This is a genomic window from Sphingobium sp. R-21 (genome assembly GCF_049913335.1).
In the GTDB taxonomy this organism is placed as follows: domain Bacteria; phylum Pseudomonadota; class Alphaproteobacteria; order Sphingomonadales; family Sphingomonadaceae; genus Sphingobium.
Map to the genome: position 1 here is coordinate 32,459 of NZ_CP184376.1, position 17,011 is coordinate 49,469.

14 protein-coding genes and 2 pseudogenes are annotated in these 17,011 nt (G+C 64.3%); 15 read left to right on the plus strand and 1 reads right to left on the minus strand.

Annotated features, from left to right (window positions below; translation table 11 throughout):
• Nucleotides 1–64 precede the first annotated feature (64 nt).
• The 7 genes and pseudogenes from ACN9MX_RS21695 to ACN9MX_RS21725 all read left to right on the plus strand — a co-directional run bounded on the left by ACN9MX_RS21695 (nucleotide 65) and on the right by ACN9MX_RS21725 (nucleotide 7,860).
• Nucleotides 65–832 (plus strand): enoyl-CoA hydratase/isomerase family protein, encoded by a 768-nt coding sequence (locus ACN9MX_RS21695; protein WP_426387851.1) that lies wholly within the window; start codon nucleotides 65–67, stop codon nucleotides 830–832.
• A gap of 54 nt (nucleotides 833–886) precedes the next feature.
• Nucleotides 887–2,860 carry an FAD-dependent oxidoreductase gene (locus ACN9MX_RS21700; RefSeq protein WP_426387852.1) on the plus strand — a complete coding sequence of 658 codons (1,974 nt, stop codon included), beginning with the start codon at nucleotides 887–889 and terminating at the stop codon, nucleotides 2,858–2,860.
• A gap of 12 nt (nucleotides 2,861–2,872) precedes the next feature.
• Nucleotides 2,873–3,664 (plus strand): SDR family NAD(P)-dependent oxidoreductase, encoded by a 792-nt coding sequence (locus ACN9MX_RS21705; RefSeq protein WP_426387853.1) that lies wholly within the window; start codon nucleotides 2,873–2,875, stop codon nucleotides 3,662–3,664.
• Nucleotides 3,665–3,687: 23 nt separating this feature from the next.
• Nucleotides 3,688–4,434: an SDR family NAD(P)-dependent oxidoreductase gene (locus ACN9MX_RS21710; protein ID WP_426387854.1), complete on the plus strand. Its 747-nt coding sequence runs from the start codon at nucleotides 3,688–3,690 to the stop codon at nucleotides 4,432–4,434.
• A gap of 66 nt (nucleotides 4,435–4,500) precedes the next feature.
• Nucleotides 4,501–5,019, plus strand: coding sequence for a VOC family protein (locus ACN9MX_RS21715; protein WP_426387855.1), 519 nt, complete (start codon nucleotides 4,501–4,503; stop codon nucleotides 5,017–5,019).
• Between the two features lie 53 nt (nucleotides 5,020–5,072).
• A pseudogene (locus tag ACN9MX_RS21720) lies at nucleotides 5,073–5,572 on the plus strand (SDR family NAD(P)-dependent oxidoreductase).
• 95 nt (nucleotides 5,573–5,667) lie between these two features.
• Nucleotides 5,668–7,860 (plus strand): molybdopterin-containing oxidoreductase family protein, encoded by a 2,193-nt coding sequence (locus tag ACN9MX_RS21725; protein ID WP_426387856.1) that lies wholly within the window; start codon nucleotides 5,668–5,670, stop codon nucleotides 7,858–7,860.
• 31 nt (nucleotides 7,861–7,891) lie between these two features.
• Here the strand turns inward: ACN9MX_RS21725 and ACN9MX_RS21730 are convergent, their stop codons facing one another.
• The gene (locus ACN9MX_RS21730; RefSeq protein ID WP_426387857.1) at nucleotides 7,892–8,683 is read right to left on the minus strand and encodes an SDR family oxidoreductase; all 792 of its coding nucleotides are present in this window, start codon (nucleotides 8,681–8,683) and stop codon (nucleotides 7,892–7,894) included.
• Nucleotides 8,684–8,788: 105 nt separating this feature from the next.
• On the opposite strand from ACN9MX_RS21730, the gene ACN9MX_RS21735 reads away from it, so the two are divergent.
• The 8 genes and pseudogenes from ACN9MX_RS21735 (at nucleotide 8,789) to ACN9MX_RS21770 (ending at nucleotide 16,992) form a co-directional block, all read left to right on the plus strand.
• Nucleotides 8,789–9,121: a hypothetical protein gene (locus ACN9MX_RS21735; RefSeq protein WP_426387858.1), complete on the plus strand. Its 333-nt coding sequence runs from the start codon at nucleotides 8,789–8,791 to the stop codon at nucleotides 9,119–9,121.
• A complete protein-coding gene (locus ACN9MX_RS21740) occupies nucleotides 9,051–9,437 on the plus strand; it encodes a hypothetical protein (RefSeq protein WP_426387859.1) in 387 nt (128 codons plus the stop codon). Before ACN9MX_RS21735 ends, ACN9MX_RS21740 begins: the two co-directional genes overlap by 71 nt.
• A 409-nt stretch (nucleotides 9,438–9,846) precedes the next feature.
• Nucleotides 9,847–10,560: a hypothetical protein gene (locus ACN9MX_RS21745; protein WP_426387860.1), complete on the plus strand. Its 714-nt coding sequence runs from the start codon at nucleotides 9,847–9,849 to the stop codon at nucleotides 10,558–10,560.
• Between the two features lie 44 nt (nucleotides 10,561–10,604).
• Nucleotides 10,605–11,138 carry an RES family NAD+ phosphorylase gene (locus tag ACN9MX_RS21750; RefSeq protein WP_426387861.1) on the plus strand — a complete coding sequence of 178 codons (534 nt, stop codon included), beginning with the start codon at nucleotides 10,605–10,607 and terminating at the stop codon, nucleotides 11,136–11,138.
• Nucleotides 11,139–11,243: 105 nt separating this feature from the next.
• Nucleotides 11,244–12,020, plus strand: coding sequence for an ImuA family protein (locus ACN9MX_RS21755; RefSeq protein ID WP_426387862.1), 777 nt, complete (start codon nucleotides 11,244–11,246; stop codon nucleotides 12,018–12,020).
• A complete protein-coding gene (locus tag ACN9MX_RS21760; RefSeq protein ID WP_426387863.1) occupies nucleotides 11,938–13,017 on the plus strand; it encodes a Y-family DNA polymerase in 1,080 nt (359 codons plus the stop codon). The genes ACN9MX_RS21755 and ACN9MX_RS21760 overlap by 83 nt, the downstream gene beginning before the upstream one ends.
• Nucleotides 13,014–13,748 (plus strand): DUF6504 family protein, encoded by a 735-nt coding sequence (locus tag ACN9MX_RS21765; protein ID WP_426387864.1) that lies wholly within the window; start codon nucleotides 13,014–13,016, stop codon nucleotides 13,746–13,748. The genes ACN9MX_RS21760 and ACN9MX_RS21765 overlap by 4 nt, the downstream gene beginning before the upstream one ends.
• Nucleotides 13,748–16,992: pseudogene (locus tag ACN9MX_RS21770) on the plus strand (error-prone DNA polymerase). Before ACN9MX_RS21765 ends, ACN9MX_RS21770 begins: the two are co-directional and overlap by 1 nt.
• Nucleotides 16,993–17,011 lie beyond the last annotated feature (19 nt).

The window sequence follows — 17,011 nt, forward strand, 5'->3', positions numbered from 1 at the left end:
TTGGGCCAAGTCGCACGGCTATCATGGTGCCACATGGCCTCGACGTCGTCGATTGGGAGCGGAAATGGATTATCAGACACTGGCGCTGGACATAGCGGACGGCATAGCCGAAATCCGGTTTGCCCGCCCCGAACTGCTCAACCGGTTCGACATGCCGGCACATATCGAATTCGCGGCCGCGCTGGAAACAGTCGCGCACCATGTTCCCGATGTCAGGGCGCTCGTCCTCTCGGCGGAGGGACGAATCTTTTCCGCGGGCGGCGACTTCGACGAAATGCTGGAGGCCCACGCGAGCAAAGTGGTACGCGCCGACATGGTGAAATATGCCAAGGCGGTCTTCAACGGCGTGGTCGAACTGCCCGTCCCGGTTGTCTCCGCTATTCAGGGCGCGGCCATCGGTTTGGGAGCGACGATCGCCACGCTGTCGGACATCGTCGTCGCCTGGAAAGGCGCCAAGATCGCCGATACCCATGTCAATGTCGGTCTCGCGGCGGGGGACGGCGGGATCATCAGCTGGTCACAATCGATCGGCGTCAATCGCGCGAAGCGCTATCTGCTGACCGGCGATGTCATCACCGGCGAGCAGGCCTATCAGTGGGGCCTGGTCACGGAACTGGTCGAGACACCGGAAGAGGCGGCGCCGCGCGCGCGTGAACTGGCGGCACGGATCGCGGCGATGGCCCCGGGCGGCACGACGGGAACGAAGCGGACCTTCGCGCGCATCACCAACCTCCTTGCCGCGCAGGCGCTCGGCGCGGGCCTCGAATATGAAATGGAGGCGATGGCGAGCCCCGATTTGCCGGCCACGATCGAAAAGCTGCGTACGAAATAAAAACAGACGGCCGCCCCTGAAGACGGCTGCATCGAATAGCGGAGAGGCTCCAAGATGAATTACACCCATGTCCACACGCCGCTTAAGATCGGTCCGGCCACGATCAAGAACCGTATCTTCAGGCCGGCGCATGCGACGATCCTGGGCAAGGGCGCGATGAGCGACGCCCTGATCGCCTACCATGAAGCGCGGGCGCGGGGCGGGGCTGGCCTGTCGATCGTGGAAGTGGGCTCTGTCCATCCCACCAGTCCGCTGGCCATCGATCTGTGGAAGGCCGAACTGGAGCCGGGCTATCGCAAGCTGGGCGACATGGGCCGCAAATATGACATGAAGATTTTCCAGCAGCTCTGGCATGCGGGCCACCATGGGATGCCACGCGACGGCGGCCCGCCCTGGGGCGTCAGCGCCACGCCGAGCGTGGAGGTCGGCGTGGTGCCGGTCGAGATGACGAAATCGATGATCGCCGAGATCATCGAGGCCTATGCCATCGCCGCCCGCCGGATGGAGGCCTGGGGGCTGGACGGTGTCGACGTCCATTGCGCGCACGGTTATCTCCCGGGCCAATTCCTGTCGGCCAACACCAATCTTCGCACCGACGAATATGGCGGCGCGACGATCGAGGAGCGCGCGCGCTTCGTCATTGAGCTGATGGATGCGGTACGCGTCGCGGTGTCGCGCGATTTCGTTGTCGGTGTCCGCCTGGCGCCTGACTTGACTATCGGCGGCGTCGACGAGGAGCAGAACCTCGCCATCGCGCATATTCTCGAAACACGAGGTCTGACGGACTATATCAACGTCTCGGTCGGAAATTATAACAGCTATACCAAGATGGTGGGCGGCATGCACGAACCCGTCGGCTATGAGCTGCCGACCAGCGTTCCGATCACCCGCAAAGTCAATCTTCCCACGATGGTCGTCGGGCGCTTCCGCACCCTGGAGGAATGCGATCAGGTGATCCGCGCTGGGGACGCCGACATGGTCGGCCTGGTACGGGCCATGATCGCCGATCCCGATCTGGTCAACAAGAGCCTGGCCGGCATGGCTGATCAGGTGCGCCCCTGCATCGGCTGCAATCAGGCCTGCGTCGCGCAGGTGGCGACCGAACATGGCCATCTCGAATGCACGGTCAATCCGGGCAACGGGCACGAACTCTACCGAGGCGACGCCCTGTTGACCCCGGCAACCGAGGCTAAGGACGTGCTGGTCGTCGGCGGCGGCCCCGCCGGGCTGGAGGCCGCCCGGGTGGCGTCCCTGCGCGGTCACAAGGTCACGCTCGTCGAGGCCAGCCCGGTACTGGGGGGAAGCCTGCGCGCGGCGGCCAGGGCACCGACACGGCACGGCATGATCGATATCGCGACCTGGCTGGAGGCGGAGGTGTTCCGCCTTGGCGTCGACGTCCAGCTGTCGACCTATATGGACGTGGAGGATGTGACCAACAGCGGCGCGCAGGCCGTGATCGTCGCGACGGGTTCCTTCCCCCGGATGGACGGCGTGCAACATTCCCACCCCGGCCAGCCGATCCGCAATTTCCATCGGCGCAATGTCATCTCGGCCTTCGACCTGTTCATGCAGCCGCCTGCGGATCTGGGCACGACCGCTGTCGTCATCGACGATGTCGGCCATTACGAAGGCCTTGCCGCGGCCGAGCAGCTGATCGCCGCCGGCCTGTCCGTCACCTATGTTACGCGGCTGCGTATGTTCGCGCCGCTGGCGCAAGGTCCGCTGATGGTCGAACCTTTCCTCACCCGCATGCGCGGCAAGCCGTTCGACTATCTGATCCGGCACCGCGCGGTCGAGTTCACCGACAACGCGGTGGTGGTCAGCCCGACCCATTTCACCGACGATGCGGATGTGCGGCATATCCCCGCCGATACCGTGGTCTTCGTTTCCGCTAACGAACCAAATCGCGACCTCTACGCGGCGATCACCGACCGCAACGCCGACGTGCGTGTGATCGGTGACGCGAATTCGCCGCGCTTCCTCCAAACCGCCATCCGCGAAGGCCATCTGGCCGGCGCTTCAATTTAAGGGTCTGACCTCATGGGAATACTTGACGGAAAAGTGGCGATCGTCCTGGGTGCCTCCGCGCCCGGCGGCTCGGGCGCGGCTATCGCGCGCCGTTATGCCGAAGAAGGCGCCCGACTGCTGGTCGGCGCGCGTAGCGAAGGTCCGTTGCAGGATCTGGCCCGGGAAACGGGCGGCATCGCGATGCGGTGCGACGTTGCAAAGGAAGAGGATGTCGCAGCCTTCGTCGCCAAGGCCGTGGAATCCTATGGACGTCTCGATGTCGCGGTCAATGCCGCCGGCCTGCCCATGGGCGGCACCATCTCCAAAGCGCCGATCGACGATGCGCGCGCCGCGATGGAAGTCAATTATTTTGGCTGCCTGCACTTCATCCGCCACAGCGCCCGGGCGATGAAGGAAGGCGGGTCCATCATCCTCTTCTCGTCGATGTCGGCCGCTCAACCCATGGAGTTCGTCTATTCCTACGGTTGCGCCAAGGCGGCCACCGACTGCCTCGTGCGTTATGCCGCGATCGAGTATGGGCGCAAAGGCATCAAGGTCAATTCCATCCTGCCCGGGCCGATCCGCAGCGACATGGCTTCCGGTCTCTGGGAAGTGGAGGGGATGGAAGCGGTGTACACGCGCGAAATCCCGCTGCGGCGGATCGGCGAGACCGCCGACTATGCGGATGCCGCGCTGTGGCTGGCCGGACCGTCTTTCGTGAGCGGCCTCAACCTCCCCGTCAGCGGCGGCAATCATCTGACGCGGATGCCTTACCTCAACGAACGGCCGGACATGACCGGCCCTGATAACACGAACGGCTCTTGATCGACAGACAGGGACATACGGGAATGACGACGGGTTCGGGCGTTCTGGAACTTGCGGGCAAGCGCGCGCTCGTGGTGGGCGGCTCCAGCGGTATCGGCAACGGCATCGCGCAGCTTTTCCGTGCGCAGGGTGCTATGGTGCGGGTCTGGGGCACCCGCGCATCGGCTGCGGATTATGCGGGCGACAAAGGGTCGGACCTGTCGGGTCTGGATTATGAACAGGTCGATGTATCCGACCCGGATGCGATCGAGGGGGCGGCCGCTTTCCCCGAAGGCCTCGACATTCTCGTCCTCGCCCAGGGCGCGGTCGTCTACCGCCGCAAGGAATATGATATCGACACGTTCCGGCGGGTGGTCGACATCAACCTGGTCAGCGTCATGCACTGCTGCACGCGCTTCTACCCTGCAATCCGCGAGCGCAAGGGGTCGGTCATCGTCATCAGTTCGATCGGGGCGTACAAGTCCGTGGTCGGAAACCCGGCCTACGCGGCGTCGAAAGCAGGCGTGGTCGGCCTCACCCGCACGCTGGGGGACGCCTGGGCGCGGGAAGGCGTGCGGGTGAACGGCATCGCGCCGGGCATGATCGCCACCAAGATGACGGCGGTGACGACCGACCACCCCGACCGGTTGCAAGCCGCGCTCGACACGATTTCGCTCGGCCGCCTGGGCCTGCCGGAGGATGTCGCGTCGACGGCGCTCTTTCTCGTGTCGCCGCTGGCCAGCTACATCACGGGGCAGACCTTGGTCGTGGATGGCGGGCGCAGCTTGTGATCGGGGCGGCATTCTTGCGCGAGTATCGAAGCCCCGCCCCCGCCACCCCTCGAAAAGGATATTAGCATGGTTCAGGAAATCCGCGAGACAGGCGCCCGCATGCTCGGCATCCACCATGTGGCGATGGCCACGACCGATCTGGACGCGACGATGCGTTTCTATAGCGAGACGTTCGACATGCGGCTGCTCGCCAGCGGCGAGTGGGACGACGTCCCAGAGTATGACGCGATGGTCGGCTTGCCGAAATCGGCCGCGCGGTTCGCGCTTCTGGGCAGCGCCAATCTCGCGTTGGAGCTTTTCCAATATCTGACGCCCGCGCCTGGCGCCGCCGAGACCGACAGGCCTGTGAACAAGCCGGGCATAACCCATCTCGGTTTCGCCGTGGCGGATCTCGACGCGGAATATGAACGGCTGAAGCGCGCGGGCGTGCGCTTCCACGCGCCGCCCATGACATCGTCCGGCGATAGGCCGATACGCGCCGTGTACGGGCGCGACCCGGAAGGCAATGTTTTCGAACTGCTGGAATTCGGGGGCGAAACCCCCTTCGACTACAAGCCCTCCTCGCCTGCTTGGCAGAGGACATAAGCGCGCGGCCCGTCGATCAGACCGCCGTCCCGATGCTATCGAAGGAAAATGCCATGTCTCGACTGAAGGGGAAATGCGCACTCGTTACCGGCGCGTCGCGCGGGATCGCCGAAGTCACGGAAGCGAATTTCGACCGCCTGTTCCAGACCAATGTCAGGGGCACATTCTTCGTCACCCAGCAAGCCCTGCCGCATCTGAGCGATGCCGGACGGGTCATCACGATCAGTTCGATGGTGTCGCTCGCCGCCTATCCCGGCTCGATCGCCTACGCCATGTCGAAGGCGGCGCTGATTTCCTTCACCCTCTCGCTCGCGGCCGGCCTGGCCGGGCGCGGCATCACGGTGAAGGCCGTCGCGCCGGGCGCGACGGCAACGGATTTCATCGCCCCGCTGCTGGCTGACGCCAAGGCGGCCGCCTTCTACGCCCGCGCCGCCGCGCTCGGCCGGATCGGCGAACCGGGGATGTCGCCGCCGTCGTCGCCTTTCTCGCGTCCGGCGATGGCGGCTGGATCACGGGCCAGGTCATCCAGGCGAGCGGCGGAATGCATCTCTGACGGACGATCGTCGCCCGACGCCGCAAGGACGTGGGGACACAATGACGATGTACCCCCGAGGGACGGCCGCGATGGCGGAAGCAGGAGAGCAGGATATGACGACCACGGCGCAATCCACGAGCAGCGACGGCACGACCCGCGAGGCCGTCTCCTTTTGCCGGATTTGTTCGGGCGGATGCGGCGTCGTGATGACGATCGACCCGGACGACCGGATCACCGGCGTTCGTGGCGACAAGCAGAACCCCCTCACGCGCGGCTATGCGTGCTTCAAGGGCCTACAGCCCGAACATTCGCATCATGGCCCCCGGCGTCTTCTGCGCCCCCGCAAGCGGATGGCGGACGGCTCCTATGTCGAACTCTCGTCCGAGCAGGCGCTTGACGAGATCGCCCGGAAGCTCGGCCCCATCCTCGACCGGCATGGCAAGGACGCGATGGCGATCTTCCTCGGCAATGGCGGCATGTTCAACATCGCCGGTTTCTACATGCTGCCGGCTTTCCTGGCTGCCTTTGGTTCCGACCAGTATTTCTCCACGCTGACCATCGACCAGTCGGGCAAGGTCGTGACGATGGGGCGGCTCGGCGCATGGGGGGCGGGCTATCCCCATCTGGACGACATGGACGTCGCCATGTTCTTCGGCGCCAACCCGCTGGTCAGTCACGCATCGCTCGGCTTTCTTCAGGAAGATCCGGTACGCCAGCTCAAGCGCGCCCGGGAACGCGGGCTGAAGATCATCACGATCGATCCGCGTAGGACCGAAACGGGCCAGTTCGCGGATATCGCGCTTCAGCCCTACCCCGGTCAGGACGCGGCGATCGCCGGAGGACTGATCCGCTTGATCCTGGAGGAGGGCTGGGAAGACAAGGGCTTCTGCGAACGATGGGTGGGCGCAGAGCGGATGGCCGCGCTGAGTGAGGCGGTCGAGCCATTAAGGCCGAACTATGTCGAAGGACGCGCGGGGCTCAAACCGGGTTCGCTGCGCCGCGTGGCGGAGATGTTCGCGCGCGATGCCCGCAGCGGCTGCGTTACGTCCGCCACGGGGCCGTCGATGGCGCCCTATTCCAACCTTGCCTTCCAGCTGATCGAGACGCTGAACGTGATCTGCGGGCGCTACCTGCGCGAAGGACAGAGAGTGCATCAAGTCAACGGCATGGGTCCCAATGGCCCGCTGAAGGCCCAGGCCCTTTCCCCTTCCCGCTTCTGGGAAGCCTCGGGCGAAAGCCGCATAAGGGGCGCACGCAAACTGTTTCAGGACCGCTGCACGGCCACGCTGGCCGACGAAATCCTCACGCCGGGCGAAGGGCAGGTCCGCGCGCTCATCGTCGACGGCGGCGATCCCGTGACATCATGGCCCGACCAGCAGAAGACGGTCCGGGCGCTGGCCTCGCTCGACCTTCTGGTTTGCGTCGATCCCTGGCCCACGCCCACCACCGGTTTTGCCCACTACATCCTGCCTCCGGTGATGCAGTATGAACGCGCCGACCTGCCCATGTACCTCCCCGGTTTCGCCAACTGGGCCGGTGCATGGTCGCAATATACCCCGCCGATCATCTCGCGGCCGCAAGGATCTGATCTGGTCGAGGACTGGTATGTGTTCTGGGATCTCGCCCGGCGGCTGGGTCGCACGATCACCTATAATGGCGTGCGGCCGCTGAACATGGAGACGCCGCCCACCACCGACGAACTGCTGGACCTTGTCCTCCATGGCGCGCCGCACAGTCTCGACGCGCTCAAGGCCAATCCCCACGGCTTCCATGCCGACATTGAACAGGAGACGGTGCTCCCGGCCGATCCCGACTCCGCCGGCTTCTTCGAACCGATGCCACCCGACGTGGCCGCCGAATTGCGCCGGTTCCTGGACGAAGGGGGCGCGCCCGGCGCGTGGCGGCGGGACGGTCGGACCTTCACCCATCTGCTGTCGACGCGGCGCATGCGCGACCTGTTCAATTCGAATGGCCGTTTCGTGTCCACGGTCCGCAAACGCACGCCTTACAATCCTGCCTTCCTCCACCCCGACGAATTTGCGCCGCTCGGCCTTTCCCCTGGTGACAAGGTGGAGATCGAATCCGCGCACGGCCGTGTCATTGCAATCGTCGAGACGGACGCGGAATTGCGCCGGGGCGTGATCGCGCTCGCGCATGGCTGGGGCGACGCTCCCTGCAGCAACGCGGGCGTCGAACAGATCGGAACGCCGGTCAATCGCCTGATCGACACCGATCACAACCATGAGGCGGTGAACGCAATGCCGCACATGTCGGCGGTTCCGGTCAATATCACGCCCATATGCTGACGAGGGATGTCTCAGCCGCTGCTCGCGACGCCTAGATCGTGGGAGCCGAAATCCGGGCGGGCATCATCGTGACGGCATTGTCGATCACGAACTCCCCCGCTGTTACGTAACGCGACTCGGGCGAAGCGAGATAGAGAACCATTTCGGCCACGTCCCTTGCCGAACCGAACGCGCCGTTGGGCAGCGGCTTCCAGCTATGCTCGCGCCGCTCTACCTGCTCGGGCGTCGCGGTTTCGCCATGCAGGTTGGTATGAATATGGCCGGGAAGGACCGCGTTGCACCGGATGCCATAATTTCGTTCCAGGCAATGGGTCGCGATCGCCTTGGTCATCGACCGCACGGCGCCCTTGGCCGCGCTGTAGGCGAGCACTGCGGAAAATCCCTGCAAGGCGGCCGTGGACGAGATGTTGACGATCGAGCCGCCGCCTTGACGCGCCATCAGCGGCATGGCGTGCTTGCAGCCCAGAAAAACGCCCTCCGACATGACCGCGTTCTGAAGGCGGAAATCGTCCAGCGTGCAGCTTTCGATCGTTCCGGCTCGCAGGAGCCCCGCATTGTTCACCAGGATGTCGAGGCGGCCGGCCACGCTTTCGACCGCGCTCATCAACCCGGCCCAATCGTCTTCGCGGCGCACATCCAATATCCTGGCTTGGGCCGAGGGGCCGATCATGTCGGCCGCTGCCCGGGCGCCCGGCGCGTCGATGTCGGTGACGAACACGGTCGCGCCTTCTTCGGAAAGCCGCATGGCGGTGGCCAGGCCCAATCCTGAAGCCGCGCCGGTCACGACGGCCACCAGGCCGGCTACCCTTCCCTCGATGCTCATCCCCGTTGGTCTCCTGCTTTTCGAAAGCCGACATGCCACCGGTCGGTCGGCGACGAGGATTAGCGCAAAAATCAACGCCCGCTCCAGGCATTGCGTAATCGGGCAGTGAAGGTCAGGATCATTGCAGGTCGGGTCAATCAGGCCCGCAGGGAGTACCTCGCGCAGTCCGACAAGCCCTTCACCATCGGCGCCATCTATCGGCTGATGACCACCGGGGACACACGCGGTTATTTCCGTAGCGCGCTCGATGATCCCACGCTGCGGCTATCAACCGGATGCCGCAATGCGCTTGCCGATTTTACCTCGGGCGCAGAGAATACCTTCGCCGGCATTGTCCAGACGGTGACCTCCAAGCTCAGCCTTTGGCGTGATCCGCCCGCAGGCGGTCCAAGACCGAAAACAGCCGCCGCAGCGAACCACAAACCAGGTGCGGGATAGCAAGGAGAAGCCGGACCAGAGCCTCGACCTGGCCGAACGATTCCGGCGGCAATCCCACGCAGAAAACGCCAAGGATCCTGCGCTTCGGCGCGCGCAGAGCCATGTGGCCCACGCCCTGGTCATCGCGGCGGGCAAGTTCCCGCAGGATGAGGATCGGCAGCGCGGGTTTGTCGACAGGCGCAAGGAAGAGGTGGCGGTCAGGATCGAGAAAGGGGAGCAGATCGCTGGCGTGCAGGTGCGGCAGCAGCAGAATGAGCGCATTCGCTCCATGGAGCAAAATCAGATTCTTCAGCGAAATAGATCGCCCATCCGTTGACACCACCCGTCACGCATCCGACCGGTGAACGGTCGCAATGCAAGAAACGGGGTTGGCCGGAATGTTCTGGTTCTCAAGCGACGGACGAATGCGCATTTGGGTCGATAAGTGGATTGGGGTTCTCGGTCGGCGTCATAGCCTCGGTGAGTTCACCGGGGCTTTTCGCTTTCTTGGGGAGGGAACATTTTCAATCCCAATTTGCCCTGCCCTTCTTTGGTTTTAGTTCCGCCCTCCAGCGCAGAAAAATTTCTGCTTCAAAGATCAAGGCTCAGCTCTCTGGTCAGGTTGGAGCATGCTCATACCTTTTGGTCTTGCGATAAGGTCGCGTGCCGGGGGCGAACCGATATCCCGGACAAAGCGGACATTCTGGACAAACCGGACCGCTGGCCTTATATCGATAGACGAAGGAGTGACTGTCGTGCAGGCGCAATTGCATAGTACCGATACCCGCGCTGGCGTCCGCCAGCTCGTGGCGACCGAGGTCAATGAACTGCTGACGCGGCAACCGGGCCTCGCTAAGGCCGTGGCAGCCAACACAGCTCAGATTGTGGCGGCGGTCGCAGCGGCCGTCGTATCCCTATCGCCCGCTCAGCAGAAGCGACTGAAAGGCAAGAGTGCTGATGTCGCAGATCTGATTGCAGCGTTCGCGCGGGACGACAAGCCCCTGGAACGGATCGTCATTCCTGAACCCACCGAAGTCGAAACCGGCAAGGGCAGCGGTTTGGGTGAATTGATCGATAGTGAGGAAGGCAGTCGTCGGCTGTCCGCCTATGCGACCCAAGTTCCGCTTGAGGAATGGGCCGGACCTGTCGCTGGGTCAAGCACGCTCCACGAACGCGGCATCGCACGTTCGACACTTCACGATTGGCAGAAGCGCGGCGAGGTGATCGCGCTGCTCGCTGGGGCGCGCAAACACGCCTTCCCACTCGAGCAGTTCGTGGACAACCGGCCAATCATCGGCGTGGCGGATGTTCTCGAGATTGTCGGCAATCCGCGTCGTGCCTGGCTTTGGCTGGTCCAGCCCAGTCCGCTTCTCGGCAATAAGCGCCCGATCGACCTGCTTAAGCAGGACCGCAAGGAGGCGGTGGTGGAAGCCGCGCGCACGGTCTTCGAATATCCGTGACGTTCGACCCTGCGATATTGCGAGCGCTTGCCGTCGGCATTGATGTGACCAGCTATCTGCGAATCATCGAAGCACGCCATAGTGGCACACCGATGGGGATGGGCTATGGCAAAACGCGCTTTGCCAGCCCTTCCGACAGCTTTACCATCCTGTACGCGGCGCAGAATCTTGCCACCGCGTTGGCCGAGAAGGTGATCCGCGACCGGTTCCAGGGCAGAAGGGACCGCGTGCTGCTCCAGGCTGATATCGAGGAACTGGCGGTCGCAAGCCTGAGCGCCCGGAGTCCGCTCAAATTGCTGGATCTTCGCACCAGCGGCGCGAGCCGGCTGGGCATTCCAACTGATGCTGTGCGCGGGCGGGCGCAACAGGCCGGACGCAGATTCAGCCAGCAACTCTATGATAAGACGGATTTCGACGGCATCGTCTACATGTCGCGCATCACCAACGCCGAATGTGTCGCGGTCTACGATCATGCTGTCACCGCCAAGCTCTATCCGGCTTGCCCCACCGAAAATTTGACGCGCATTGGTGATCTCGTACCTGTCCTGGCATCCCTGAATGTCGAACTCAGACTATAAGCGGCGCAAACGAACAGCCTGAGAGCACTGGCCTAGCGATTCTCACCCTTGACGAATCTCGCCGACGAATGGAACATAAAGGGAACATTTGAGTCGATATGTTCCATGGCCTGCCCCGCTTCCAACCCTGATCGGCCCCGCGCCGCACCTCTTGCCGCCCTGCTCGCCGAGCTTGGGCAGGCCCGCGCCAAGCGTGGCCCCGCCCTGCCCTTTGGCGTTGACGCGCTCGACGGATGCCTTGCCGATGGCGGACTGGACGGGGGTGCATTACATGAAATTGCCGCCGCTTCCGCAACGCTGAACGATGATGCTGCCGCAACACTGTTCGCGGCCGGCATCGCCGCCCGCTTCGCGTCTCAGCCCGGCTTTACCGTCTTCTGGGCACTCACCAAGTTCGACCTCTATGCGCCAGGGCTGGAGCAGGTCGGGCTAGGCCCGGAGCAGCTTCTCTATGCGCAGGGCACGAGAGACAGCACCGTCCTTGCCATGGCCGAAGATGCTCTGCGCGATGGATCGCTCGCCTGCGTCATCGCGGAGGTCAAATCGGCCGACCAAACTGCGACCCGTCGGCTCCAGCTAGCCGCTTCCGACGGCAAAACACCAATGCTGCTGTACCGCCGCCACCGTGTCCGCGAACGTTGCCCATTGGGCGGCCTTTCATCAGCCATGACCCGCTGGCGGATCGGCTGCCTGCCCTCGGCGCGCCTTCCCCATCCCGGGGTCGGACGCGCCCGCTGGTCGGTCGAGCTTGTTCGGCAGCGTAACGGCAATCCCTTCTCCCTCGAACTGGACGCGTGCGATGATCAGGGTCGCCTCGCTCTATCTGCCGCAGCTCCCCATAGAGCGCTTGCGGCGGCTGGGCCGGTCAGCCGCGCGGCCTAAGCCCGCTGGCCTGTCGATCCGCCGCCGCTTTGCCGAGCCGATCGACGATAATCCGGGAGCCTGTTCGGTGTCGAAGGCAAGCGGTTGGCGGCCCGGCGCGCGCTGGGCGCGGGATGATGGGCAGCGTCCAGACCAGAGCGCAATCGACGCATTGCCCGCGCACCAACGTCCGACCATGCGCGAGATGGGACGCCGCAGTGAATCGGCCGAGCATCCCTTCAAGGCCATGCCGGTGGACGAAGCCGGGGCTAGCACCCCGTCTGCTCCGGCCCTCACATGGACGACCCTCTGGGGACGGCCGACCATTCTGATCGCGCGGACAGGTCAACGCGATGTAGTGACCGCCGTCTGCCCGGTGGCGCTGGAGCTTGGGCTGCATCCCGGCATGGCCGCCGCTCACGCCCGTGCGCTGGTTACTGATCTCGACGTACGCGGTGCGGATCCCGACGCCGATCGCGCCTGGCTCGAACGCTTGGCTAACCATGCCGTTGGCCACTGGACGCCAACGGCGTGCGTGGCCGGCCCTGACGGACTTTGGCTCGATCTCACCGGCACGACCCACCTCTTTGGCGGCGAGCCGCGCTTCTGCCGCCGGCTGCTGCGGTTCCTGGAACGCTTGGGCTTCACCGCCAGCATGGCCATTGCCGGTACGCCTGGCGCCGCCCATGCACTGGCGCGCTATAGCGGCGCGGCTATCACCTTGCTGCCGTCCGGCACAGAGACCCAGGCGATCGCCGATCTACCATTAGCCGCCTTGCGCCTCGAACCCGAGGCGCTGCTATCGGCTGCGCGCTTTGGCATAGAGCGTATCGGCGACCTCTACCCCATGCCGCGCGGGCCACTGGCCAAGCGCCTAGGACTCGCCACCGTCCGGCGGCTCGACCAGGCTCGCGGCATGGTGGCGGAACCGATCGTCCCGGTCGTGCCGTTCGAGTCGCCGCGGGTGGAGCGGCGATTGCTCGAACCCATCGGCACGCCGAAGCCATTAGTCAGGTGATCGGCGATCTCGTCGATGATCTGGTCATCATCCTGCAGGAGCGCGGCGTGGGGCTGCGCACGGCGCATCTCACCTGCCTGATCGTCGATGGTACGGAGCAACGGATCGCGATCGGCACCGCGCGTGCCACGCGCGAACCCAGACATGTGAAACGGATGCTCGCCATGCGGGTCGAGAAAATCGATCCCGGCCTTGGCATCGAAGCGATGGCGCTCAGCACGCCCAGAGTCGAGGAGTTGAAGGCGCAGACGCTGGAAGCCGGGCTGGGGGCCAGCGATCGCCCCCCCGACATTGCGCCACTGGTCGACCAACTTGCGGGGCGGATCGAACCCGAGGTCCCGTTCCGTCTTTCCTCTCATGAAAGCGATGTGCCCGAGCGCGCGGTCAGGCGGATCGAGCCTTTGGCAAAGCCGCTTGGTTGGCCGACTTGGAAGCGGCCGGTACGGATGCTCAGGCGACCAGAACTTCTCTCCCATGTGGTCGCTCTGCTCCCCGATCATCCGCCCCGCCGCTTCACCTGGCGTCGGACCGACTATCGCGTCGTCGCGGGCGACGGCCCGGAACGCATCCATGGCGAATGGTGGCGGAGCGCCCGTGAGATGTGGGCGGTTCGGGACTATTTCCGCGTGGAGGCCGCTGGGGGTGAGCGGTTCTGGATCTTCCGCCGGGGCGACGGTGTCGATGCGCCGACCGGGGATCTGAGCTGGTACATGCATGGGCTGTTCGGCTGATGCCCCGTTATGTCGAACTTCAGGTGACAAGCCATTTCTCGTTCCTGCGCGGCGCGTCCTCTCCCGAGCAGCTCTTCTCCGCTGCCGCGTTGCTTGATCACAAGGCGCTCGGCCTTGCCGATTGGGGCAGTGTCGCGGGCGTGGTGCGGGGATGGGATGCACAAAAGGCAACCGGCGTGCGGATGGTCCCCGGCGCTCGCGTCGATCTCACGGACGGCCGCGCCCTGCTGCTTTATCCGACCGACCGTCCCGCTTGGGGCAAGCTGACGCGGCTGCTCTCGGTCGGCAAGGCGCGTGGCGGCAAGGGCCGCTGCCTGCTAGACTGGGCCGATGTGGCAAACCATGCCGAGGGCATGATCGCCATACTGGTCCCAGACCTGCCCGATAGCGAGACGCTCGCCGACCTCTCGGATCTTTGGAGCGTCTTCGGCGACCGGGCCTATATGGCGCTGTCGCTGCGCCGCCGCCCTGATGATGCAGCGCGCCTGCATGAACTTGACGCGATGGCGCGGACGGCGCGCGTTCGCAGCGTCGCGACCGGCGACATTCTCTATCACAGCCCAGAGGCTCGCCCGCTCCAGGATGTTATGACTGCCATTCGCGAGCGGACCACGATCGACGGCCTGGGGTTCAAGCGCGAGCGCTATATGGACCGCGATCTCAAAAGCCCGGAGGAGATGGAGCGGCGGTTCACCGCCTTTCCCGATGCGATCGAGGCCAGCGCGGAGATTGCCGACCAATGCCGGTTCGATCTGGGCGAGATCCAGTATCAATATCCCTATGAGCAGGTGATGGAGGGGCGCACGGCGCAGCAGGCGTTGGCGGCGCTGACAGAGGCAGCCACCGCCCGGATGTTCCCCGCCGGTCTTCCACCTGCTTACGCCAAACAGCTCGACCATGAGCTGCGCCTTATCAACCAGCTCGGTTACGCCCCCTATTTTCTGACGGTCAATTCGATCGTCGCCGAGAGCCGCCGGCGCGGCATCCTTTGTCAGGGTCGCGGATCGGCGGCGAACAGCTGCGTCTGCTATATGCTCGGCATCACCTCGATCGATCCGATCAAGCATGAGCTGCTGTTCGAGCGCTTTGTTTCTGGCGAGCGGAAGGAGCCGCCCGATATCGACGTCGATTTCGAGCATGAGCGGCGCGAGGAGATCATCCAATGGATCTATGAGACCTATGGCCGCACCCGCTCGGCGCTGACGGCAGTCGTGACCCGCTACCGTACGCGCGGCGCGGTGGCGGAAGTGGGCAAGGCGCTGGGACTGCCGCGCGACCTCACCAAGATGTTGACCGGGCTGGTCTGGGGCTGGTCAATGGACGGGATCACCGACGAGCAGATCGAGAGCCTCAACCTCAATGCCGAGGATCATCGGCTGAAACTTACGCTGGAACTGTCGCGCCAGTTGATCGGCACGCCGCGCCATCTCTCGCAGCATCCCGGCGGCTTCGTGCTGACGCAGGACCGTCTCGACGATCTGGTCCCGATAGAGCCGGCGCGAATGGAGGATCGGCAGATCATCGAATGGGACAAGGATGATATCGACGCGCTGAAATTCATGAAGGTCGATGTGCTGGGTCTTGGCATGCTGGGCTGCATGAACCGCGCCTTCAACCTGCTGGAGGAGCATAAGGGGATCAGGGTCGGCATGGCCGATCTCCAGCATGACGATCCCGCCGTCTATGCGATGATCCAGCGCGCCGACACGCTCGGCGTCTTCCAGATCGAGAGCCGGGCGCAAATGTCGATGCTGCCCCGGATCAAGCCCAACAGATTTTATGATCTGGTGATCGAGGTGGCGATCGTCCGGCCCGGCCCCATCCAGGGTGATATGGTCCATCCCTATCTGCGAAGGCGTGAGGGCAAGGAAAAGCCGGAATATCCCAAGCCCGAACTGAGGGCCGTGCTCGAGAAGACGCTGGGTGTGCCGCTGTTCCAGGAGCAAGCGATGAAGGTCGCGATCGTCGGCGCGGGGTTCACGCCCGCCGAAGCCGACCAGCTCCGCCGCGCCATGGCGACATTCAAGCTGACCGGCGGGGTCAGCCATTTCTACGACAAGCTGGTGAACGGCATGATCGCTCGCGGATATCCCAAAGATTTCGCCGAGCGCACCTTCAAGCAGATCGAGGGGTTCGGCAGCTACGGCTTTCCCGAAAGCCATGCGGCGAGCTTCGCCAAGATCGCCTATGCCTCCTGCTGGATGAAGCATCATCATCCCGACGTATTCTGCGCGGCGCTGCTCAACGCCCAGCCCATGGGCTTCTATGCCCCGGCCCAGATCGTTCGCGATGCCCGCAATCATAGCGTCGAGGTTCGGCCGGTTTCAATCAACCACAGCCATTGGGACTGTACGCTTGAACCGGCCCGTGGAAAGTACAAAGCCGTGCGGCTGGGATTTCGGCAGGTGCGCGGCCTCGCCAATATTCATGGCGCGGCAATCGTCGGCGCACGCGGACCGGCCCCGTTCGAGAGCGTCGAGGAAGTCTGGCGGCGCGCGGGCGTGCCGCGCGCCGCGATCGAGCGGCTGGCGGAGGCCGATGCCCTTTCCTGCATTGCGCAGGATCGGCGGCAGGGCCTCTGGAAGGTCAAGGCCTTCCCCTCTTTTCCGCCGCTGATCAACGGGAGGGGAAGTTCTCCCCCGAAGGTCAGGAGGCGAACGTCACGCTGCGGCCGATGACCGAGGGGCGTGAGGTGGTGGAGGATTATCGCTCGCTCCAGCTGTCGCTGCGCAACCATCCCCTCAGTTTCCTGCGGCCCCAGCTCCACGAGATGCAGATCGTGCGCTGCGCGGATCTTCGATCGATCCGCGACGGGCGCAATGTCGAAGTGGCCGGCGTCATCCTCGTGCGACAGCGGCCGGGTTCGGCCAAGGGCGTGCTGTTCGTCACCATCGAGGACGAAACCGGCGTCGCGAACGGCATTCTTTGGCCTAACAAGTTCGAGATCTATCGCCGACAGGTCATGTCCGCCTCCATGATCGCGATGCGCGGCCGCCTGCAGAAGGAAGGCGAGATCATCCATATCATCTGCGACCGGATCACCGATCATGATGACATGCTGCGGTCGATCGGGCGCATGGATTTTGCAGTCCCACCGGGACGCGGTGACGGCGCCAGCCATGGCGGCGGTCCTGATCCACGCGATGCTGGTTTTCGCAATAGGCGCACTTTTACACCGCCGCCTTTTCCCGCGCACGATACCCAAGAAGATGTGGTGCCGATCCGCAGCCACGACTTTCATTAACCGACAGCCGGCGAGTGGA